The sequence below is a fragment of the Streptomyces sp. F001 genome, from assembly GCF_004187715.1.
Taxonomy (GTDB): Bacteria; Actinomycetota; Actinomycetes; order Streptomycetales; family Streptomycetaceae; genus Streptomyces; species Streptomyces flavusporus.
Window position 1 is genome coordinate 1586653 of the sequence record NZ_QZWF01000001.1, and the last position, 18336, is coordinate 1604988.

16 protein-coding genes are annotated in these 18336 nt (G+C 71.8%); 8 read left to right on the forward strand and 8 right to left on the reverse strand.

Annotation, left to right across the window (positions count from 1 at the left end; translation table 11 throughout):
* Positions 1-225: 225 nt before the first annotated feature.
* From StrepF001_RS07320 to StrepF001_RS07330, 3 genes are read left to right on the forward strand one after another with little or no spacing between them, the layout of a single operon-like run.
* Entirely contained in the window at positions 226-1260 is a 1035-nt protein-coding gene (locus StrepF001_RS07320; protein WP_129797415.1) for a MoxR family ATPase, read from the forward strand.
* The gene (locus tag StrepF001_RS07325; RefSeq protein ID WP_129797416.1) at positions 1260-2633 is read left to right on the forward strand and encodes a DUF58 domain-containing protein; all 1374 of its coding nucleotides are present in this window, start codon (positions 1260-1262) and stop codon (positions 2631-2633) included. Before StrepF001_RS07320 ends, StrepF001_RS07325 begins: the two co-directional genes overlap by 1 nt.
* Positions 2633-5128 (forward strand): DUF3488 and transglutaminase-like domain-containing protein, encoded by a 2496-nt coding sequence (locus StrepF001_RS07330; protein ID WP_165396169.1) that lies wholly within the window; start codon positions 2633-2635, stop codon positions 5126-5128. Before StrepF001_RS07325 ends, StrepF001_RS07330 begins: the two co-directional genes overlap by 1 nt.
* A 108-nt stretch (positions 5129-5236) precedes the next feature.
* Here the strand turns inward: StrepF001_RS07330 and StrepF001_RS07335 are convergent, their stop codons facing one another.
* The 3 genes from StrepF001_RS07335 to StrepF001_RS07345 all read right to left on the reverse strand — a co-directional run bounded on the left by StrepF001_RS07335 (position 5237) and on the right by StrepF001_RS07345 (position 7433).
* Entirely contained in the window at positions 5237-5629 is a 393-nt protein-coding gene (locus StrepF001_RS07335) for a DUF3040 domain-containing protein (protein WP_129797418.1), read from the reverse strand.
* Positions 5630-5905: 276 nt separating this feature from the next.
* Positions 5906-6733, reverse strand: a complete 828-nt coding sequence (locus StrepF001_RS07340) for a methyltransferase (protein ID WP_165396170.1) — start codon at positions 6731-6733, stop codon at positions 5906-5908.
* An 85-nt stretch (positions 6734-6818) separates the two neighbouring features.
* Positions 6819-7433, reverse strand: a complete 615-nt coding sequence (locus tag StrepF001_RS07345; RefSeq protein WP_240797297.1) for an SAV_6107 family HEPN domain-containing protein — start codon at positions 7431-7433, stop codon at positions 6819-6821.
* Positions 7434-7602: 169 nt separating this feature from the next.
* On the opposite strand from StrepF001_RS07345, the gene StrepF001_RS07350 reads away from it, so the two are divergent.
* The 5 genes from StrepF001_RS07350 to StrepF001_RS07370 all read left to right on the forward strand — a co-directional run bounded on the left by StrepF001_RS07350 (position 7603) and on the right by StrepF001_RS07370 (position 13787).
* The gene (locus tag StrepF001_RS07350) at positions 7603-8415 is read left to right on the forward strand and encodes an ATP-binding cassette domain-containing protein (RefSeq protein WP_129797419.1); all 813 of its coding nucleotides are present in this window, start codon (positions 7603-7605) and stop codon (positions 8413-8415) included.
* Positions 8387-10471: a YhgE/Pip domain-containing protein gene (locus StrepF001_RS07355; RefSeq protein ID WP_129797420.1), complete on the forward strand. Its 2085-nt coding sequence runs from the start codon at positions 8387-8389 to the stop codon at positions 10469-10471. The genes StrepF001_RS07350 and StrepF001_RS07355 overlap by 29 nt, the downstream gene beginning before the upstream one ends.
* A gap of 50 nt (positions 10472-10521) precedes the next feature.
* The gene (locus tag StrepF001_RS07360) at positions 10522-11151 is read left to right on the forward strand and encodes a TetR/AcrR family transcriptional regulator (protein WP_129797421.1); all 630 of its coding nucleotides are present in this window, start codon (positions 10522-10524) and stop codon (positions 11149-11151) included.
* 429 nt (positions 11152-11580) lie between these two features.
* On the forward strand, positions 11581-12195 hold the full coding sequence (locus StrepF001_RS07365) for a DUF4126 domain-containing protein (RefSeq protein WP_129797422.1): 615 nt from the start codon (positions 11581-11583) through the stop codon (positions 12193-12195).
* Between the two features lie 74 nt (positions 12196-12269).
* Entirely contained in the window at positions 12270-13787 is a 1518-nt protein-coding gene (locus StrepF001_RS07370) for an NAD(P)/FAD-dependent oxidoreductase (protein WP_129797423.1), read from the forward strand.
* 16 nt (positions 13788-13803) lie between these two features.
* Here the strand turns inward: StrepF001_RS07370 and StrepF001_RS07375 are convergent, their stop codons facing one another.
* From StrepF001_RS07375 to StrepF001_RS07395, 5 genes are all read right to left on the reverse strand, one after another.
* The gene (locus StrepF001_RS07375; protein WP_129797424.1) at positions 13804-14739 is read right to left on the reverse strand and encodes a hypothetical protein; all 936 of its coding nucleotides are present in this window, start codon (positions 14737-14739) and stop codon (positions 13804-13806) included.
* 56 nt (positions 14740-14795) lie between these two features.
* The gene (gene metF, locus StrepF001_RS07380) at positions 14796-15719 is read right to left on the reverse strand and encodes a methylenetetrahydrofolate reductase [NAD(P)H] (protein WP_129797425.1); all 924 of its coding nucleotides are present in this window, start codon (positions 15717-15719) and stop codon (positions 14796-14798) included.
* A 107-nt stretch (positions 15720-15826) separates the two neighbouring features.
* Positions 15827-16483 (reverse strand): thiamine phosphate synthase, encoded by a 657-nt coding sequence (gene thiE / locus StrepF001_RS07385; RefSeq protein WP_129797426.1) that lies wholly within the window; start codon positions 16481-16483, stop codon positions 15827-15829.
* A gap of 100 nt (positions 16484-16583) precedes the next feature.
* Positions 16584-16949 (reverse strand): Rv2175c family DNA-binding protein, encoded by a 366-nt coding sequence (locus StrepF001_RS07390; protein WP_129797427.1) that lies wholly within the window; start codon positions 16947-16949, stop codon positions 16584-16586.
* Between the two features lie 107 nt (positions 16950-17056).
* Positions 17057-18307, reverse strand: a complete 1251-nt coding sequence (locus StrepF001_RS07395) for an FAD-dependent oxidoreductase (RefSeq protein ID WP_129797428.1) — start codon at positions 18305-18307, stop codon at positions 17057-17059.
* Between the last annotated feature and the right edge of the window lie 29 nt (positions 18308-18336).

Sequence of the window (18336 nt, forward strand, 5' to 3'; positions counted from 1 at the left end):
CCGGTTTCCGGGAATTCCGGGCTTCGGATGGAACAAACTGCCGTAAGGCCTGACATATCGCGGCCAGTTGTCCACAGGCGAGTGACACGAATCGGTAACGGCAGCAAGAATGCGGGTTGTGGCGTCGCGCGGAACTTTTCACGCGTGGTGTCCGTGTTTCGGGGTGGGCCGGTTACGCGTCACAGAGCGTCGGCCCGTAAGAAAGAACGGGCCGAGGAGGGCCGGGTGACGACCTATGACGATCGAGCGAGCCTTACTGATCTGACTGCCACCGTGGATCGGGTCCGCAGTTCGGTGGAAGAAGTGATCGAGGGCAAGCCCGAGGTCGTACGGCTTTCGCTGACCGTACTGCTCGCCGAGGGGCACCTCCTGATCGAGGACGTCCCAGGGGTGGGCAAGACGATGCTGGCCAAGACGCTGGCGCGATCCATCGACTGTTCGGTGCGGCGTATCCAGTTCACACCCGACCTGCTGCCCTCGGACATCACCGGTGTGTCGATCTGGGACCAGCAGCGCCGGGACTTCGAGTTCAAGCCGGGCGCGATCTTCGCGCAGATCGTGATCGGCGACGAGATCAACCGCGCTTCGCCCAAGACGCAGTCCGCGCTGCTGGAGTCGATGGAGGAGCGCCAGGTCACCATCGACGGGCAGACCTACGAGCTGCCCAGCCCCTTCATGGTGGTGGCCACGCAGAACCCGGTCGAGATGGAGGGCACCTACCCGCTGCCGGAGGCACAGCGCGACCGCTTCATGGCCCGTGTCTCCATCGGCTATCCCAGCGCGGAGGCCGAGCTGCAGATGCTGGACGTGCATGGCGGGGTGAACCCGCTGGACGACCTCCAGCCGGTGGCGCACGCGCACGACGTCGTGAAGCTGATCGAGGCGGTACGTGGCGTACACGTCGCCGACACGGTCCGGCGGTACGCCGTGGACCTGGTCGCCGCCACGCGCAACCACCCCGATCTCAGACTCGGCGCCTCCCCGCGCGCGACGCTGCACCTGCTGCGCGCGGCGAAGGCGTCCGCCGCCCTCAGTGGCCGGGAGTACGCCCTGCCGGACGACGTGCAGGCCCTCGCCGTCGCCGTGCTGGCCCACCGTCTGCTGCCCACCGCCCAGGCCCAGCTCAACCGCCGCACCGCGGAGCAGGTGGTCCAGGAGATCCTGCAGCACACCCCTGTGCCGGCGGCGCCCCAGCAGAACGGTTTCGGGCTGGGGCACGGCTCGTCGGCCTACGGCCAGCAGCCGCCCCGGAGGCTGTGATGTCCACCGCGGCGGGCCCGGGCCATGCCGAGACCGACCGGGGCGACAAGGGCGGCGTGCGCACAGCCCTGGCCGGTCTGACCACCCGCGGCCGCTCGTTCCTGGCCGCCGGGGTCGCCGCCGCCGTCTGCGCCTACGTGCTGGGCCAGAGCGACCTGCTCCGGGTGGGGCTGCTGCTGGCGGTCCTGCCGCTGGTGTGCGCGACGGTGCTGTACCGCACCCGCTACCGGGTCGCCGGCAGCCGCAGGCTCTCCCCCGCGCGCGTGTCCGCCGGTGCCGAGGCCCGCGTCCATCTGCGGATGGACAACGTCTCGCGGCTGCCCACGGGTCTGCTGATGCTCCAGGACCGGGTGCCGTACGTGCTCGGCCCGCGGCCCCGCTTCGTACTCGACCGGGTGGAGGCCGGCGGCCGCCGCGAGGTGTCGTACCGGGTCCGTTCCGATCTGCGCGGCCGCTATCCGCTGGGCCCGCTGCAGTTGCGCCTGACCGACCCGTTCGGGATGTGCGAGCTGACCCGGTCCTTCTCGACGTACGACACGCTGACGGTGATCCCGCGCGTGGAACCGCTTCCGCCGGTGCGGCTCAGCGGGGAGGCGAAGGGGTACGGCGACGGGCGGCAGCGCTCCCTCGCCCTGGCCGGCGAGGACGACGTGATCCCGCGCGGCTACCGCTACGGCGACGACCTGCGCCGGGTGCACTGGCGCTCCACCGCCCGGTACGGCGAGTTGATGGTGCGCCGCGAGGAACAGCCGCAGCGCTCCCGCTGCACGGTGCTGCTCGACACCCGGGGCACAGCCTTCCGCGGGGCGGGCCCGGACTCGGCCTTCGAGTGGGCGGTGGGCGGAGCCGCGTCGGTGCTGGTGCACATGCTCGAACGAGGCTTCTCCGTACGGCTGTTGACGGACACCGGCAGCTCGGTGCCCGGTGAGGGTGCCGACGGGTTCGCGGGCGCGAGCCAGGAGTCGGCGGACGCGGCGGGGCTGATGATGGACACCCTCGCGGTGATCGACCACTCCGACGGCACCGGCCTGTCCCGTGCCTACGACGTGCTGCGCGGCGGGAACGAAGGGCTGTTGGTGGCTTTCTTCGGCGACCTCGACGAGGAGCAGGCCACGGTGGCCGCGAAGATGCGCCAGCGCAGCGGCGGCGCGCTCGCCTTCGTCCTGGACAGCGAGACATGGGGGCGGGAACCGACCGATGTGCCCGGGCCGTTGGACGGGAGCGAGGAGCGGCTGAGGATGCTGCGCGAGGCCGGCTGGACGGTCGTGAGCGTTCCGCGGGGCGCTTCGCTGCACGACCTGTGGCGCCAGGCCGACCGGGAGCGTACGGGCATCGTGGCGGCGGGCGGGACCAGCGGCGGGGAGGGGCGTTGATGAGCGGGCAGGCACGTATGGCGCTGTGCGCGACGGCGGCGACGCTGATGGCCGCGTGTGCCCTGCTGCCGTTGGTCGACGAACCCATGTGGTTCCTCCAGGCGGCCGTGCTGCTGGCGATCCAGGCCGGCGTGGGCGCGGCGGCCCGGCGGGTGCCGCTGGCCCGCCCCCTGACGGTGGCCGTGCAGGCTCTGGTCACGCTGATGATGCTGACCCTGGTCTTCGCCCGGGAGTACGCGCTCGCGGGGCTGTTCCCCGGGCCGGACGCCTTCGTGCACTTCGCCGACCTGCTCCAGCAGGGCACGGAGGACGTCGGGCGGTACGCCATCCCCGCGCCGCTGTCCGACGGCATCAAGCTGATGCTCATCGGCGGTGTTCTGGTGATCGGCCTGGCCGTGGACGTCCTCGCGGTGACCTTCCGCAGCGCGGCTCCGGCCGGGCTGCCGCTGCTCGCGCTGTACTCGGTGGCCGCGGGGCTGTCCGACGGCGCCGGCGGCTGGGTGTGGTTCCTGATCGCGGCGGCCGGCTATCTGATGCTGCTGCTCGCCGAGGGGCGGGAGCGGCTCTCGCAGTGGGGCCGGGTCTTCGGCGGGGCACCGCGCACTCCGGGCGGGGAGCCCGGTTCTCCGGTGGCGCCGGTGCGCACCGGGCGGCGGATCGGCGTGGTCGCGCTGGGCGTCGCCCTGGTGGTGCCGCTGGCCCTGCCCGCCATGAACGGCGGACTGCTGGACAGCGCCGGGACGGGCGTGGGCTCGGGCAGCGGGGGCGGCGGCACGATCTCCGCGGTGAACCCGCTGGTGTCGCTGCGCGACAGTCTGAACGTCGACGAGGACCGCACGGTCATGACCGTGCGCACCAGCACCAACGACATCTCCAACCTGTACCTGCGGATCGTCTCGCTGGACGACTTCGACGGCACGACCTGGAAGCCGTCCCGCCGGAACATCGTCGCGGTGCCGGACGAGTTCCCCACGCCCACCGGCCTGGGACCCGACGTCCGGCGCTCGGAGGTCCGTACGCGCGTCGCTGCCGCCGACTGGTACGCGCAGGACTGGCTGCCGATGCCGTACCCGCCGAGCGATGTGCGGGTCGACGGCAGCTGGCGGTACGAGCCGGTGGGGATGACACTGGTCGGCGACCACGGTCAGAACACCAGAGGCGCGAACTACGAGGTGACCAGCCTCGATGTGCGTCCGACCGCCGAGCAGCTCGCCTCGGCGCCGGCGCCGCCCGGCGCCTTGGAGCGCGAGTTCACCGAGGTTCCCGATTCCCTGCCGTCCATGGTGTCGAGGACGGCCCGCCAGATCACGGACGGCGCGGCCAACCCTTATGAGCAGGCGGTCAAGCTCCAGGAGCACTTCGCCCTGACCGGCGGGTTCCAGTACGACACCGAGGTGGAGGTCGGCGGTGGCTCCGACGCGATCGCCCGCTTCCTGCGGGACAAGCGGGGCTTCTGCGTCCACTTCTCCTTCGCGATGGCATCGATGGCCCGCACGCTCGGGATACCGGCCCGCGTCGCGGTGGGCTTCGCGCCCGGTACGCCGCAGGCGGACGGCACGGTGACGGTGGGGCTGCGCGACGCGCACGCATGGCCCGAGCTGTACTTCGAGGGCGTGGGCTGGACCCGCTTCGAGCCGACGCCGAACCGGGGCACGACGCCCACCTACACGCAGCCGGAGATACCGGGCAGCAGCGTCCCGGACCTGCCGGAGGCCTCCAGCTCGGCGGACGCGGCTCCTTCGGCGGCGCCGTCGGCGAGCGAGAGCTGCTCGGCCGACGACAAGCGGCTCGAGGTGTGCGGTGAAGCGCTGCCGCTGGACCCGGGAACCTCGGACGACGGGGGCCGGCCCTGGTATCAGACCGCGGGCTGGATACTCCTGGGGCTGGCGGTGGTCGTGATACCGCTGCTGCCGATGTTGTGGCGGCTGAGAAGACGGTCGGTGCGGCTGGCGTCGGCCCGGCACACAGCGGCGGCAGCGCAGGGTGTGCTCACCAGGGAGCGGGGCGGCGCGGGCCGTGGCGACGGGGTGGAGGCGTCGGCTCTGCAGGTGGAGTCTTCCGAGCAGCATGTCGCCGAGGTGACCGCCGGGCATGTGCTGGCGGTGTGGCGCGAACTCACGGACACGGCCTGGGACTACGGCATCCTGCCGGACGACGCGCTGACTCCGCGGAAGGCGGCCGCCCGGATCGTGCGGCTCGGACATCTGGACGAACAGACGGCCGAGTCGGTGCACCGGGTGGCGAGCGCCGTGGAGCAGGTGCTGTTCGCACCACGGCCGCGGGCCGAGGCCGGGCTGGCGGACGAGGTACGCAGGCTGCGCGTGGCGCTACGGTCCAGGGCGGGCTGGCGGACCCGGGGGCGGGCGGTCGTCGCGCCCCGTTCGGCCATTCGCGCCGTCTGGGACCTCACCGACCGCTGGACGGCCGTCAAGGCTCGTCTGGCCACCCGCTGGGCGGCGCTGGTACGGCGCCCGTCCGGTCAGCAGAGCGGCTGAGGCGACAAGGACGACAGACAGCCGTGGCCCCGTCAGGGCATGCGTGAGGGGTTGCCGCCCGTCGGGTGGCAACCCCTCACCTATGTCATCGGGAGCTGATCGTGGAAATCAATGGCCCTGTTCGTCGCGGCGTCGCTGCCAGCGCTGTTCGATGCGATCCATCATCGAGCGTCGCTGGCGTCCCTGACGGCCGGCCTGCTGACCACCGCCGGCGGGCTGTTCCCCCGGCTTGGGGGCCTTGCGCCAGCCGGTCACGGCGAGTACCGCGCAGCCCAGCATGACCAGGAAGCCCACCACGCTGAGCCAGACCTGCTTGGCGACCATTCCGGCCATGAGGAGCGCGATACCTACGAGGAAGCCCGCGACCGCCTGGTAGACCCGTCGCCGGGTGTACGTACGCAGCCCGCTTCCCTCAAGCGCTGTCGCGAACTTGGGATCTTCGGCGTACAGCGCTCGCTCCATCTGCTCGAGCATGCGCTGCTCGTGCTCTGAGAGCGGCACGGAGTCCTCCTCATCGTGCAGTCGCCGGGGCGACCCGGGGGTCCCTTCAGGATAGGCAGGGAATCGCCCCCGTGAAACCCGCCCCTCTGCGCCATTTGGCCAACCGGAACCCGCCATGGTCGGACCGGCCCGCTGAGGCTTCCATTCCCCGGCGGCCGACCCGTCATGCCGGTCGGTCTCCCTCGATCATACGGCGGGAAGGCCCCGATCGGGGGGCCTGTGGCGTACTCCATCTGCAACCAACGCGCTGATCAGCGGCGCGCCCCGGCAGGCTGCTCAGGCGTCGGCAGCCCCTGGCGTCTCGCCGAGCACATGAAGCTGCGTGGCCACCGCGTGGAACGCCGGTACCTCGGCCGCCGCCGCCTCCAGCTTCAGCAGGGCGTCCATGGCTCCGGGCTCGGTGTCCACCAGCACACCGGGCACGAGGTCGGCGAAGACCCGTACGCCGTGCACGGCGCCGACCCGGAGGCCGGCGGCCTCGACCAGTTCGGTCAGCTGGTCGGCGGTGAAGCGGCGGGGCATCGGGTCACCCGCGCCCCAGCGGCCGTGCGGATCGCCGAGGGCCTGCTTGGCCTCCTTGAAATGGCCCGCGAGGGCGCGCGCGAGGACGGCACCGCCCAGACCGGCGGCGAGCAGGCTGAGGACGCCTTCGGGGCGCAGCGCGGCCACCGCGTTGCGGACGCCCTCGGCCGGGTCGTCGACGTACTCCAGGACGCCGTGGCACAGCACCGCGTCGTAGCCGCCGCGCTCGACCACGTCGAACAGGCCGTGGGCGTCGCCCTGCACACCCCGCACCCGGTCGGCGACGCCGGCCTCGGCGGCGCGGCGCTCCAGGGCGAACAGCGCGTTCGGGCTGGGGTCCACGACCGTGACCCGGTGTCCGAGGCGGGCGACGGGCACCGCGAAGTTGCCACTGCCGCCTCCGGTGTCGAGGACGTCCAGCGACTCCCGGCCCGTGGCCTTGACCCGGCGGTCCAGGGCGTCCTGGAGGACCTCCCAGACCACGGCGGTACGGAGAGAAGCGCGGGATCGAGAGGGTTCGGAGCGCAGCGACGCCGATTGAGGGTGGTGGTGGGAGACGGGCGGGCGCATCGGATCCGACACGGCAGTTGACTCCTCGGCGCGGCACCGCCTCGGGGCGGAGCGAACGGGCTGCCTCCCCGGACCCGGGGTGCGGGAGGGGATGGCTTCAGGCGCTCTCCACCCTATTGCCTCCACGGCCCTGACCGGTCACTCCTGTGGTCCCGCCTCGGTGGGGATCCGAGCCGGGGTCGCGGTCCGCTGCCTCGTCCGCGTCCGGACGTGGCTGGGGCAGGACCGGCTGGAGTACCAGCATCCGCTCGACGAGGCGGATGAACATCGCCACGTCGCGTATCAGGTCGTCGGCGTCCCGGCGGCTGGCCGCGCCCTTGATGCCCGCTTCGGCCCGGGCGCGACGCCGGGCCCCCGAGGCGAACAGGGCGCTCCACTCGGTGAGTTCGGGCGCGATTTCGGGGAGCACTTCCCACGCACTCCGGATCCGGGCCCGGCGTCGGGGGTTGGTCTCCGGGCGTCCCCGCGCGGCGAGGACGGCGGCGGCGGTGCGCAGGGCGGCGAGGTGGGCCGTCGCGTAGCGTTCGTTCGGCGTTTCGAGGACGGTTGCCTCGTCGAGTCCGGCACGGGCCTGGGCGAGCAGATCGAGGGCGGCGGGCGGGGCCGTGGCCCGGCGGAGCACGGGGTGCACATCGCTCGCCGGGCCGGTCAGTGAGGGGGCAGGGCCGGTGGCGCGGCGCCGGCGTGCGGCGGCTGCGGACGAGTTGGCCATGACGAACCTCCTGTCGTCTGTGTGACGGCACGCCCTGATACGGGGTGCCGTATGTGCCCATCGTGAGGTATGGCACTGACAATCCGTTCTGACCTGGGCTTTTGCTTCGATCGAAGGTTCGGGTTAGATTTTGCACTGACCAGTCAGTTCAAAAATTTCTGGGGGAACTGTGGGGGGACTCGCTGTCGCCGCCCGCGACTTCGGGCTCAGGGGGCCTCGCGGCTGGGCCTTCCGCGGCGTCTCCTTCACCGCGGAGCCCAGCTCGCTGATCGCGGTCGCGGGACCGTCGGGCTCGGGCCGTACGAGCCTGCTGCTCGCGCTGACCGGACGGATGAAGGCCACCGAGGGGACGGCGGCCGTCGGCGAGGCCCAGCTGCCGAAGCAGTCGGCGGCCCTGCGCCGGGTCAGCGGGCTCGCGCACGTTCCCGGCGTGACCGACCTCGACCCCGCCCTGACCGTGGCAGAGCACCTGCACGAACGGGCCTTGCTGCAGAGCCGCTTCGGAGACTCGTTGCGGGGGCTGCTGCGGCCACGCGCCGACCGCGCGAACGAGGCGAAACTGCGGATCGACACCGCCCTGGCCGCCGCGGGCCTCGACCGGGAGGCCCTGCCCAAGGGCTCCCGGACCGCCGTACGCGACCTGGAGCGCCTGGAGGCGCTGCGCCTGTCCGTCGCCCTGGCCCTCATCGGACGCCCGCGGCTACTGGGCGTGGACGACACCGACCTGAAGCTCTCCCCCGCCGAACAGGGCGAGGTCTGGGCCCTCCTGAGGTCGATCACCGAGGCCGGGACGACGGTGCTGGCTGTGTGCAGCGAGGCACCGGAGGACGCGGTCGTGGTGTCCACGCAGGCCCGCGACAACGACGTACGGGTGCCCGAGAACCAGCCGGAGGACCAGCCAGAAGGCCGGCCGGAAGACCAGCCCCTGGACGACGAGGTGAAGGAGTCGGCGGATGCGCTCGCCGAAACTGGCCGCTCTTGAGCTGCGCCGCTTCGGGCGCGGCAAGCTGCCCCGCGCCGCCCTGGTGGCGCTCCTGCTGCTGCCCCTGCTGTACGGCGCGCTCTACCTGTGGTCCTTCTGGGACCCGTACGGCCGCCTCGACCGGCTCCCCGTGGCGCTGGTCAACGACGACAAGGGGGCGACCGCGGACGGGAAGAAGGTCAACGCGGGCGACGACATCGTGGCGGGGCTGCGCGACAGCGAGGTCTTCGACTGGCACGAGGTGAGCGCCGCCGAGGCCCGCGCGGGCGTCGAGGACGGCACGTACTACCTGTCGCTGACCATGCCGGCCGACTTCAGTGCGCGTATTGCCTCCAGTGCGGGCGACTCCCCCGAGACGGGCGCCCTTCAGGTCCGTACGAACGACGCGAACAACTACGTCGTCGGGCAGATCTCCCGGACGGTGTTCAGCGAGGTGCGCACGGCGGCGTCCACGAAGGCGTCGCGGTCGTTCCTGGACCGGATCTTCATCTCGTTCTCCGACATCCACGGCGAGACGGTGAAGGCCGCGAGCGGCGCCGACAAACTCAGGAGTGGCATCGGTACGGCGGAGAAGGGCTCGAAGGATCTCGCCGACGGTCTGAAGGACGCCGAGGACGGCAGCGGGAAGCTGGCCAAAGGCCTGAAGAAGCTCAACAAGGGCGCCGACGACCTGGAGGACGGTTCGAAGCGGGTCGCGGAGGGGACGCAGGCGCTTGCGGACAAGGTGAACGGGGTCGCGGACAAGGTGGGGCCCTTCCTCGAGGACAACGAGAAGACCATCGGGGATACGGCCCAGCTCGTCGCCGACTCGTCCGGGGCGATCCGCGACAACCTCGAGACCCTGGTGAAGCGGGCCCCGACGGCCGCCAAGGATGCCCGGGCGGCCTCCGACACGCTGAACGACGTCCACAAGAGGCGCTGCGAGACTCCCGTACTGCCCGATGCGGCCTGCTCCGACCTGGAGAAGGCCAAGGACGCGGCGGCCGACGCGGCGACGATCGCCGACGACGTCAACACACTGATCACCGATCACGACAGCGACCTGAAGAAGCTGGACGGCCATCTCGCCACCCTGGAGGAGCAGTCCCAGGCCCTCGCCGACCGCGCCCCGCACCTCTCCGAGGACCTCGACGACGCCGTCACCAGGATCAACAAGCTGAACGAAGGGGCCGGAAAGGTCGCCACAGGTGCGAAGTCGCTACACACCGGGCTCGGCACCGCCAAGACCGGCGCCGTGGACCTCGACAAGGGCGTCGGCGACCTCAGGGCGGGCGCGGACGACCTCAGCGGCGGCATGTTCAAGCTCGTCGACGGTTCCGGGAAGCTCGCGAACGGGCTGCACGACGGCGCCGAGCAGATTCCCGACTACGACAAGCAGCAGCGCGACGCGCGGACGGAGGTCATGGCGGACCCGGTCCAGCTCGCCTCCAAGACGCTGCACAAGGCACCCAACTACGGCACCGGTTTCGCCCCGTACTTCATCCCGCTGTCCCTGTGGGTGGGTGCGATGGTGGCGTACATGCTGATCCCGCCGCTCAACCGGCGGGCGCTGGCCACCGGCGCCTCGGCCTGGCGGATCGCCCTGGCGGGCTGGCTGCCGGTGCTGGCGATCGGCGTACTCCAGACGGTGGCCCTGATGTCGGTGCTGCACTGGGCGGTCGGACTGGAGATGGCGCGGGCGGCCGGGACGGTGGGCTTCCTGTTCCTGGTGACGGCGTGCTTCGCGGCACTGATCCAGTGGCTGAACGCCCGCTTCGGAGCCGCCGGCCGCATCCTGGTCCTCGCCCTGCTGATGCTGCAACTGACGTCCGCGGGCGGCACCTATCCCGTGCAGACCAGCCCGGGCTTCTTCAACGCGCTGCACCCCTTCCTGCCGATGAGTCACATCGTCGAGGCCCTCAGGAGGCTCATCTCGGGTGGTGGCCTGGAACCCGTGTGGCACGCGTGCGTGGTGCTGGCCGCCTTCACCGCGGGCGCCCTCGCGCTGACCGCGCTGTCGGCCCGGCGCCGGCAGGTGTGGACCCTGGACCGGCTGCACCCGGAGCTGAGCCTTTGAACGCGCCTCCCGCCGCTGCGAGCGAGCGGCTTCCTGTGACAATCGGGGCCATGGAAAGCAGCAGCACCGCCTCGGGGGCCAGTACGCGCCGAGAGGCCACCCGGCAGAAGCTCTACGAAGCGGCCGTCACGCTCATTGCGGAGCAGGGCTTCTCCGCCACCACGGTGGACGAGATCGCCGAGCGGGCCGGGGTCGCGAAGGGCACGGTCTACTACAACTTCGCCAGCAAATCCGTCCTCTTCGAGGAGCTGCTGCGGCACGGCGTGGGCCTCCTCACCGCCTCCCTCCGGGAGGCGGCCGAGCAGACAGCGAAGGACGGTGGCACCAAGGTGGCCGCACTGGACGCGATGATCCGGGCCGGGCTCGTCTTCATCGACCGCTATCCGGCCTTCACCCAGCTGTACGTGGCCGAGCTGTGGCGTACCAACCGGGCCTGGCAGTCCACCCTGCTGGTGGTCCGGCAGAAGGCGGTGGCGGTCGTCGAGGACGTGCTGCGCGAGGGCATCGAGAACGGCGAGTTCAGCGAGGAGATCGACGTGCCGCTGACGGCGGCGGCGCTCGTCGGCATGGTGCTGGTGGCCGCACTGGACTGGCAGGCGTTCCAGCCGGAGCGTTCCCTGGACGACGTCCACGCAGCCCTCTCACGGCTGCTCCAGGGACGGGTCAGCGGGCGCCCCTAGGCGGCACGTACAGGCAACACGAACAGGCGGCACGAACAGGCGGCACGAACAGGCGGCACGAAAGCGCCGGTCCGAGATGGCCGCGTCCCCCGCGGGCCACACTCGGACCGGCGCTTCTCTGTGCGCCCCCGTTCTCCCCCGTCGGGCCCCGTTTTCCCCCGTCGGGCCCCTTCGGTCCTCCCCCGGACTCCCCCCGTGCCTCGCTCCCGCCGACCGGGGCCGGCGGAAGGAGCGGATCGTGGGCCGGGCCGTTCCGGCGCCCCGTGTCGCCGGTGCCGGGCCCGCGCCCCTCTCCGTGCCTCCACTCTCTCGTTCGCGCAGGTCGGCCCCCATCCGCGCGCGTACTCATCTCGTCGCCTGAGTACGGATACTCAGCCGTACGCACTCACCCCCAGGACGCGTCGGCCACGGCTGGTTACGATCGCCTCCGTGTCCGTACTCCCCCTGGTGTTCACCAGCGGCTGGGCCAGCGGCGTCAACGCGTACGCGGTGGTGCTGGTGCTCGGCTTCTTCGGTGCGACGGGACTGAGCGACGAGGTCCCCGAGTCGCTGCAGCGCCCCGAGGTGCTGATCCCGGCGGGGGTGCTGTTCCTGGGCGAGGCGGTCGCCGACAAGATCCCGTACGTCGACTCGGCGTGGGACTCGGTGCACACGCTGATCCGGCCGGCCGCCGGGGCCTGGATCGGGGCGCTGCTCGCGGGCCAGAGCGGTTCGCTGTCCGATCTGACGGCGGGCGCCATCGGCGGTTCGACGGCGCTGGCCAGCCATGCGGTCAAGGCCGGCACGCGGATGGCGGTCAACAGCTCGCCGGAACCCTTCAGCAACGTGATCATCAGTGTGGCCGAGGATCTCGGGGTCGGCGGGATCGTCACGTTCGCGATGTTCCATCCGGAGGCGGCGGCCGTCATCGCCGGCGTGCTGCTGGTCACCGGGCTGGTCATGCTGTACTTCCTCGTCTCTCGTATCCGCCGTTTCCGGCGCCGCAGGGCGCAGCGCCGGGAGGAACGGCGACTGGCGGCGCGGGCCGGACCACCGCCCGGCTGACCTCCGGGCCGTGGGAGCGTGCAGGTCACAGGCCCGCGGGCGGATTGTCAGTGGCGGCCGATAAAGTCGCAGGCATGGCACGGATTGCGGTGATCGGCGCCGGGATGGGCGCGATGGCGGCTGCTGCCCGGCTGGCCGTGGCGGGCCACCGGGTGACGGTGTACGAGCGTACGGAGACGTACGGCGGCGCGGTGCGCCGACTGGAGCGGGACGGGTTCTCCTTCGACACCGGCCCTGGGCTGCTGCCGCTGCCCGCGGTCCACCGCGACCTGTTCCTCAAGACCGGCAAGGAGCCGCTGGAGGCGTGCGTCGAGCTGGTCCAGGTCGACCCGTCGGCCCGGCATGTCTTCGCGGACGGCACCGAGGTGTCGCTGCCGAACGCCTCGCGCGCGGGAGCGGTCGCCGCCCTGGACGAGGCTCTGGGGTCGGGGGCCGGGGGCCGCTGGGGCGACTTCCTGGCGCGGGCCCGCGAGGCCTGGGACCGGACCCGCAGGCCTCTCCTGGAGGAGCCCCTGTGGCCGAACTGGCCGGTGCTGGCCGAGCGTGAGCCCTACCCCGCCGTCCCGCACAAGCGGCTGCTGCGCACCCGCCGGGCCGGCACACTCGCCGAGGTCGGCGCCTGGGAGCTGCGCGATCCCCGGCTGGTCACCCTGCTGGAGAGCCAGGCCCTCGCGTACGGCCTGGACCCGCGCGTCGCTCCGGCCGCCGCCGCCGTGCTGCCGTACATGGATCACGCCTTCGGCACCTGGTACGTGCGCGGTGGCATCCGGGAGCTCGCACGCGCGGTGTACGAGCGCTGTCTGGCCCGGCGGGTCGAGTTCGTCTTCGGCGCCGAGGTGACGACGGTGCTGGAGAAGGACGGCCGGGCCGCGGGGGTGGAGCTCACCGACGGGACGGTGGCTCAGGCGGACTTCGTGGTCGCCGGTGTCGCACCGGAGGTACTGAGCCGTGTCGTGCCGGGTACGGCGATACGGGGGGCAGGCGAGGTCCCGGGGCAGCGCGGGCTGCCGAGCCGTCTGACGGTGCTGCTGGCGCTGCGCGGCGGGCGTCCGGAGGGGACGGTTCATCGGACGGTGGTGCACGCGGAGGACCGCGAGCTCGAGCTGGGGTCCGTGTTCGGCACGCCCGCGGGGATGGCCGCCCGTCCCACGGTCACGGTGCTGCGGCCCGACGATCCCCAGCTGGTCCCGGATCCCGCCCACGAGGCGGTCACGCTGACGGCCACGGTCGCCTCCATGCCGGGTGAGCGGAGCCGGGCCGACGCGAAGGTCCTCGACCAGCACGCAGAGACCATGATCACCGTCGCCGAACGCGTCATACCCGACCTGCGGGGCCGTCTCCTCTGGCGCGAGGTGCGCACTCCGGCCGACATCACGGAGGTGACCGGCGCGGAGGGCGGGGCGGTGCCGGCACCGGCGCTGGCGGCGGCGGGGGGCCGGCTGTTGCACCCGTCGAACACGACCGGGCTGCCTGGCCTGTTCACCGTCGGCGGCTGGTCTCACCCGGGCGGCGGTCTCCCCCATGCCGGCATGTCGGGCGCCCTGGTGGCAGGGCTGATCGTGGAGGGTCCTGACTTCCGGGGATCTCAGTGAGAGGCGGCGTTCAGAATCAGAAGCGGTACCGCTCGTCGTACTCGTTCCCCTGCGCCTGACCGTCGCCCTGGTACGGGTAGGGCTGCTCGGGCGGGAGTTCCCCGCCGTAGGTGTCGTCGGTGCTGCGCTGCTGCGGTACCCACACGCCGCCGGGCGGGGTCTGGCCGCCGTAGCTGCCGGTGGCGTACTGGTCCTGGCCGTAGGCCTGCTGACCGTACTGCTGCTGGTCGTAGCCGGTGTCGTACGCGGCGCCGCCGTAGGTCTGGGTGCCGACGTACGGGTCGGAGTACGCGGCGTACTGCTGCTGGCCGGTGGTGTCGTAGCCGTACTGCTGCTGGCCGTAGGAGTAACCGTCGTAGGCGTAGTTCTGATCGGCACTCTGGGCGGCTGTCGCGTACTGGTCCTGGGTCTGCCCCGCGGCGGCGTACGCGGTGTCGCCGTATATGCCGTACGAGCCGGTGTCGTCGGGCATCGGCTGCGGTTCGTACACGGCGGTGGCCTCGGCGGCCGTGGGCTCCGAACGGGCGGGGGTGAACACGTCGTCACGGTCGTAGTCGTCCTGGCCCTGGGAGGCGTTGCGGTGACCGTACTGGGCGCTGTCGTCGCCGTAGTCGCCCGCTTCCAGATCGGAGACCTCGAGGGTCGGGTCCTGGTGCTCCGGCTCGCCGCGGCGGCGCTTGCTGCCGCCCAGGCCCGAACGCCCGGCGACCGCCCAGCCGGCGGCGAAACCGCGGCGGAACGACAGCGTGACGTACGTCTGCCCGACCGCGAAGGCGGCGGCGCCCAGTCCGATCACGACGACGGACGGGATCAGTACACCGACGACGACACCGAGGAAGCCGGCGAACGCCAGCAGCCGCCAGCGAAGCCGTGCCTTGTACTGCAGCAGGACCTCGCCGAGCAGCCACAGCGCGACGATGCCGAACGCGATGTAGAGGACCGTCCAGCCCATGTACGCCCCTCTCCCAGTGGCCGCTACGCAGTGTGTCGTATGAGCGTGCGACCGGTCTAGGCCCGCGGTGGGTGGTGCAGGCCCAGATTCTCGTAGATTTCCAGCGTCGCCGTGGAGTTGTTGAGCGTGATGAAGTGCAGTCCGGGCACTCCCTCGGCCAGCAGCCGCGCGCAGAACTCCGTGGCGAACTCGATCCCCATGGAGCGTACAGCGGCCGGATTGTCTTTTGCTGTGAGGATTCGCTCTTTCAAGGTGGACGGAAGGTGAGCATTACTGAGCTGCGGCAGTCGTTCCAGCATCCGGACGCTGGTCACGGGCATGACCTCCGGGATGACGGGGGTCTCACAGCCGGCCGCCGCGACCCGGTCGCGCAGCCGGAGATAGGACTCCGGCTGGAAGAACATCTGGGTGATCGCGTAGTCGGCGCCGGCGCGGCACTTGTCGACGAAGTGCGTGACGTCCGTGTCCCAGTCGCTGGAGCGCGGGTGCATCTCCGGGAAGGCCGCGACACCGACGCAGAAGTCGCCCGACTCCTTGATGAGCCGGACGAGTTCGGCGGCGTAGGTGAGGCCCGTGGGATGCGGCACCCACTCGCCCATCGGGTCGCCGGGCGGGTCGCCGCGCAGGGCAAGCATGTTGCGGATGCCGGCGTCGGCGAACTGGCCGATGACGTTGCGCAGTTCGGTGATGGAGTGGTCGACGGCGGTGAGGTGGGCGACCGGGGTGAGGGTGGTGTCGGCGACGATCTGCTCGGTCTCCTTGACCGTGCTCGCGCGCGTCGAGCCGCCGGCGCCGTACGTCACGGAGACGAAGTCGGGGGCCACCGCCTCGACCCTGCGGAGGGCGTTCCACAGGCTGCGCTCGCCCTTGGCGGTCTTCGGCGCGTAGAACTCGAACGAGTACGTCGTCTTGCCGGTGGCGAGCATGTCGCGCACGGTACGTGCGCGATCAGTCCTGGTGGATGCGGTTCCGAGGGCCATACCGGCAGGTTAGCCAGGGGGCGGCGGTCCCCCAACCGGATGCCGGAAATTTGCCCGATTTGTCGGCTTGTTGTCCATCCCTTGGACACCTTGGACAAACGTGCGTGTCACGCCTGTCGCAGCCGCTTGGCGAACTCCGCCGCGGCCGCACCAGGGTCGTCCGCCTCCGTGATGGCCCGGACGACCACGACCCGGCGGGCGCCCGCCTCGAGCACCTGGTCGAGGTTGCCGAGGTCGATGCCGCCGATGGCGAACCAGGGGCGGTCGGTGCCGAGCCCTGCCGTGTACCGCACCAGGTCGAGGCCGGGGGCGTGGCGGCCGGGCTTGGTGGGGGTCGGCCAGCAGGGGCCGGTGCAGAAGTAGTCCACACCGTCCTGGACGGCGGCCGCGGCGGCCTCGGACTCCGCGTGCGTGGAACGGCCTATGAGGATGTCGTCGCCGAGGATCGCCCGGGCGGCGGGGACGGGGAGATCGCCCTGGCCGAGGTGGAGTACGTCCGAGCCGGCGGCGTGCGCGACATCCGCGCGGTCGTTGACCGCGAGGAGCCTGCCGTGCCGGGCGCAGGCCTCGGCGAACATCTTCAGATACTCCAGCTCCTCGGCCGCCTCCATGCCCTTGTCGCGCAGCTGCACGATGTCGACCCCGCCCGCCAGGACCGCGTCCAGGAACTCCGGCAGATCACCTTGGCGCTTGCGCGCGTCCGTGCACAGGTACACCCGGGCGTCGGCGAGCCTGGCGCGGGCGGTGGCGGCGGTGTCGGTCATGTGTCCCCCGTTGTGGGTGGCGTACGGGCTGCGGGTGAGCGTGCTGGACAGCGGCCGTGGCCTGCGCGCGCCGCGGCCCGTACGCCGGACGGTTTTCGGATCAGACGGCGAGCGCCTGGGCGCGGCGCTTCACCTCCGTGCCGCGATTCTCGCTCAGCGCCTGTGCGGGGGTGCCGGGCAGGGTCGGGTCGGGGGTGAACAGCCACTCCAGCATCTCTTCGACCGTGAAGCCGTCGTCCCGCAGGAGCGTCAGGGTCCCGGACAGGCCCTTGACGACCTTGTCCTCGTCGATGAAGGCGGCGGGGACGTGCAGTGCGCGGTTCTCGCCGCGGCGTACGGCGATGAGCTGGCCGTCCTTGACCAGCTGCCGCACGCGCGTCACCTCGACACCGAGCTTTTCGGCGATGTCGGGAAGGGTGAGCCAGGCGGGGACGAGAGCGTCGATCTTTGTGTCAATCTCGGTCACGGAAACCAGCCTGCCATCCCCCACTGACAGTCGGAAGCCGGACCGGTCCGACCTGGGGCGACGGACCACTGGGACGGACCGGGAGCAAGGGGCCGTCCGGGCGGTGCCTACGACGGCTGCGCCACCGCCGATTTCAGCGGCCGCGCCGGGTCCGCCAGCAGTTCCGGGTTCATCGGTGCGCCGGCCTCGATCAGTCGTCGCCCCTGGGCCAGATCCCTCGGGCGGCCCACCGCCAGCAGGGCGACGAGGCGGTTCTCGCGCAGCCAGCAGACGGTCCAGGCGGGGCCGGACGGGTCGCCGCGCCATACGGTGCGGTCGGCGGACGTGTGGTGGCCGGCGTACTGGACGAAGCGGCCGAACTGCTCGGACCAGAAGTACGGCACCGGGTCGTAGACCACCGGGGCCTCGCCGGTCGCCTCGCCGAGGATGTTCGCGGCCACCGTACGAGGGCCCTGCAGGGCGTTGTCCCAGTGGTGGACCAGAAGGCGCTCGTCATACCTTCCCGAAGGGAAGGAGGCGCAGTCGCCCACCGCGTAGACGTCCGGCGCGGAGGTGCGCAGGTGCTGGTCGGCCACGACCTCGCCGTATGCGCCGAGCTCGATGCCGGCGCCGGTGAGCCAGGCGGTGGCGGGCCGGGCGCCGATACCGACCACGACCGCACCGGCGGGCAGCCGCGAACCGTCGTCGAGCACGACCGCGCCGGGCTCGACCCGCGCCACGCGCGCGTGCGTGCGCAGTACGGCACCGCTGTCCGCGTACCAGTCCGCCATCGGCGCGGCGACCTCGGCGGGCAGCGCCCCGGCGAGCGGGCGGTCCGCGGCCTCCACGACCGTCACGGCGCAGCCCGCCTCGCGCGCGGCCGTGGCGAACTCCGCGCCGATCCAGCCCGCGCCGACGACGACGATGTCGTGCCGGCGGGCGAGCACGGGCCGCAGCCGCTCGGCGTCGTCCAGAGTGCGCAGCAGATGCACGCCGGGGACGCCCTCCGCGCCCGGCAGCGTGATCGGTTCGGCACCGGTCGCGAGGACCAGGACGTCGTACGGCACCGGCCCGGCGGCCGTGTCGAGCTCGTGCTCGTCGGGGCGGACGCCGAGGACCTCGCGCCCGAGGTGCAGCTCGATGTCGAGCGCCTCGAAGTCGACGTCGAAGGCGGAGCCCTCCGCCGTGCCGAGCAGGACGGCCTTGGACAGCGGCGGACGGTCGTACGGCTGGTGGGGCTCGGCGCCGATCAGCGTCACCGTGCCGGTGAAGCCCTGTTCCCGCAGGGCGACCGCGGTCTGCACACCGGCCATGCCCGCACCGACCACGACCACGCGCCGCGGCTGCGACAGCCCCGTCTCCTGCGTCTGCTCGCTCACCTGATCACCATAGTCAACTGACTTTCTGT

Excerpts from the sequence above, each read along its gene's own strand:
- StrepF001_RS07375 (WP_129797424.1), bottom strand. The coding sequence starts at position 14,739 with ATGGGCTGGACGGTCCTCTACATCGCGTTCGGCATCGTCGCGCTGTGG.
- StrepF001_RS07325 (WP_129797416.1), top strand. The coding sequence starts at position 1,260 with ATGTCCACCGCGGCGGGCCCGGGCCATGCCGAGACCGACCGGGGCGAC.
- StrepF001_RS07355 (WP_129797420.1), top strand. The coding sequence starts at position 8,387 with ATGCGCTCGCCGAAACTGGCCGCTCTTGAGCTGCGCCGCTTCGGGCGC.
- StrepF001_RS07360 (WP_129797421.1), top strand. The coding sequence starts at position 10,522 with ATGGAAAGCAGCAGCACCGCCTCGGGGGCCAGTACGCGCCGAGAGGCC.
- StrepF001_RS07330 (WP_165396169.1), top strand. The coding sequence starts at position 2,633 with ATGAGCGGGCAGGCACGTATGGCGCTGTGCGCGACGGCGGCGACGCTG.
- StrepF001_RS07345 (WP_240797297.1), bottom strand. The coding sequence starts at position 7,433 with ATGGCCAACTCGTCCGCAGCCGCCGCACGCCGGCGCCGCGCCACCGGC.
- StrepF001_RS07370 (WP_129797423.1), top strand. The coding sequence starts at position 12,270 with ATGGCACGGATTGCGGTGATCGGCGCCGGGATGGGCGCGATGGCGGCT.
- metF (WP_129797425.1), bottom strand. The coding sequence starts at position 15,719 with ATGGCCCTCGGAACCGCATCCACCAGGACTGATCGCGCACGTACCGTG.
- thiE (WP_129797426.1), bottom strand. The coding sequence starts at position 16,483 with ATGACCGACACCGCCGCCACCGCCCGCGCCAGGCTCGCCGACGCCCGG.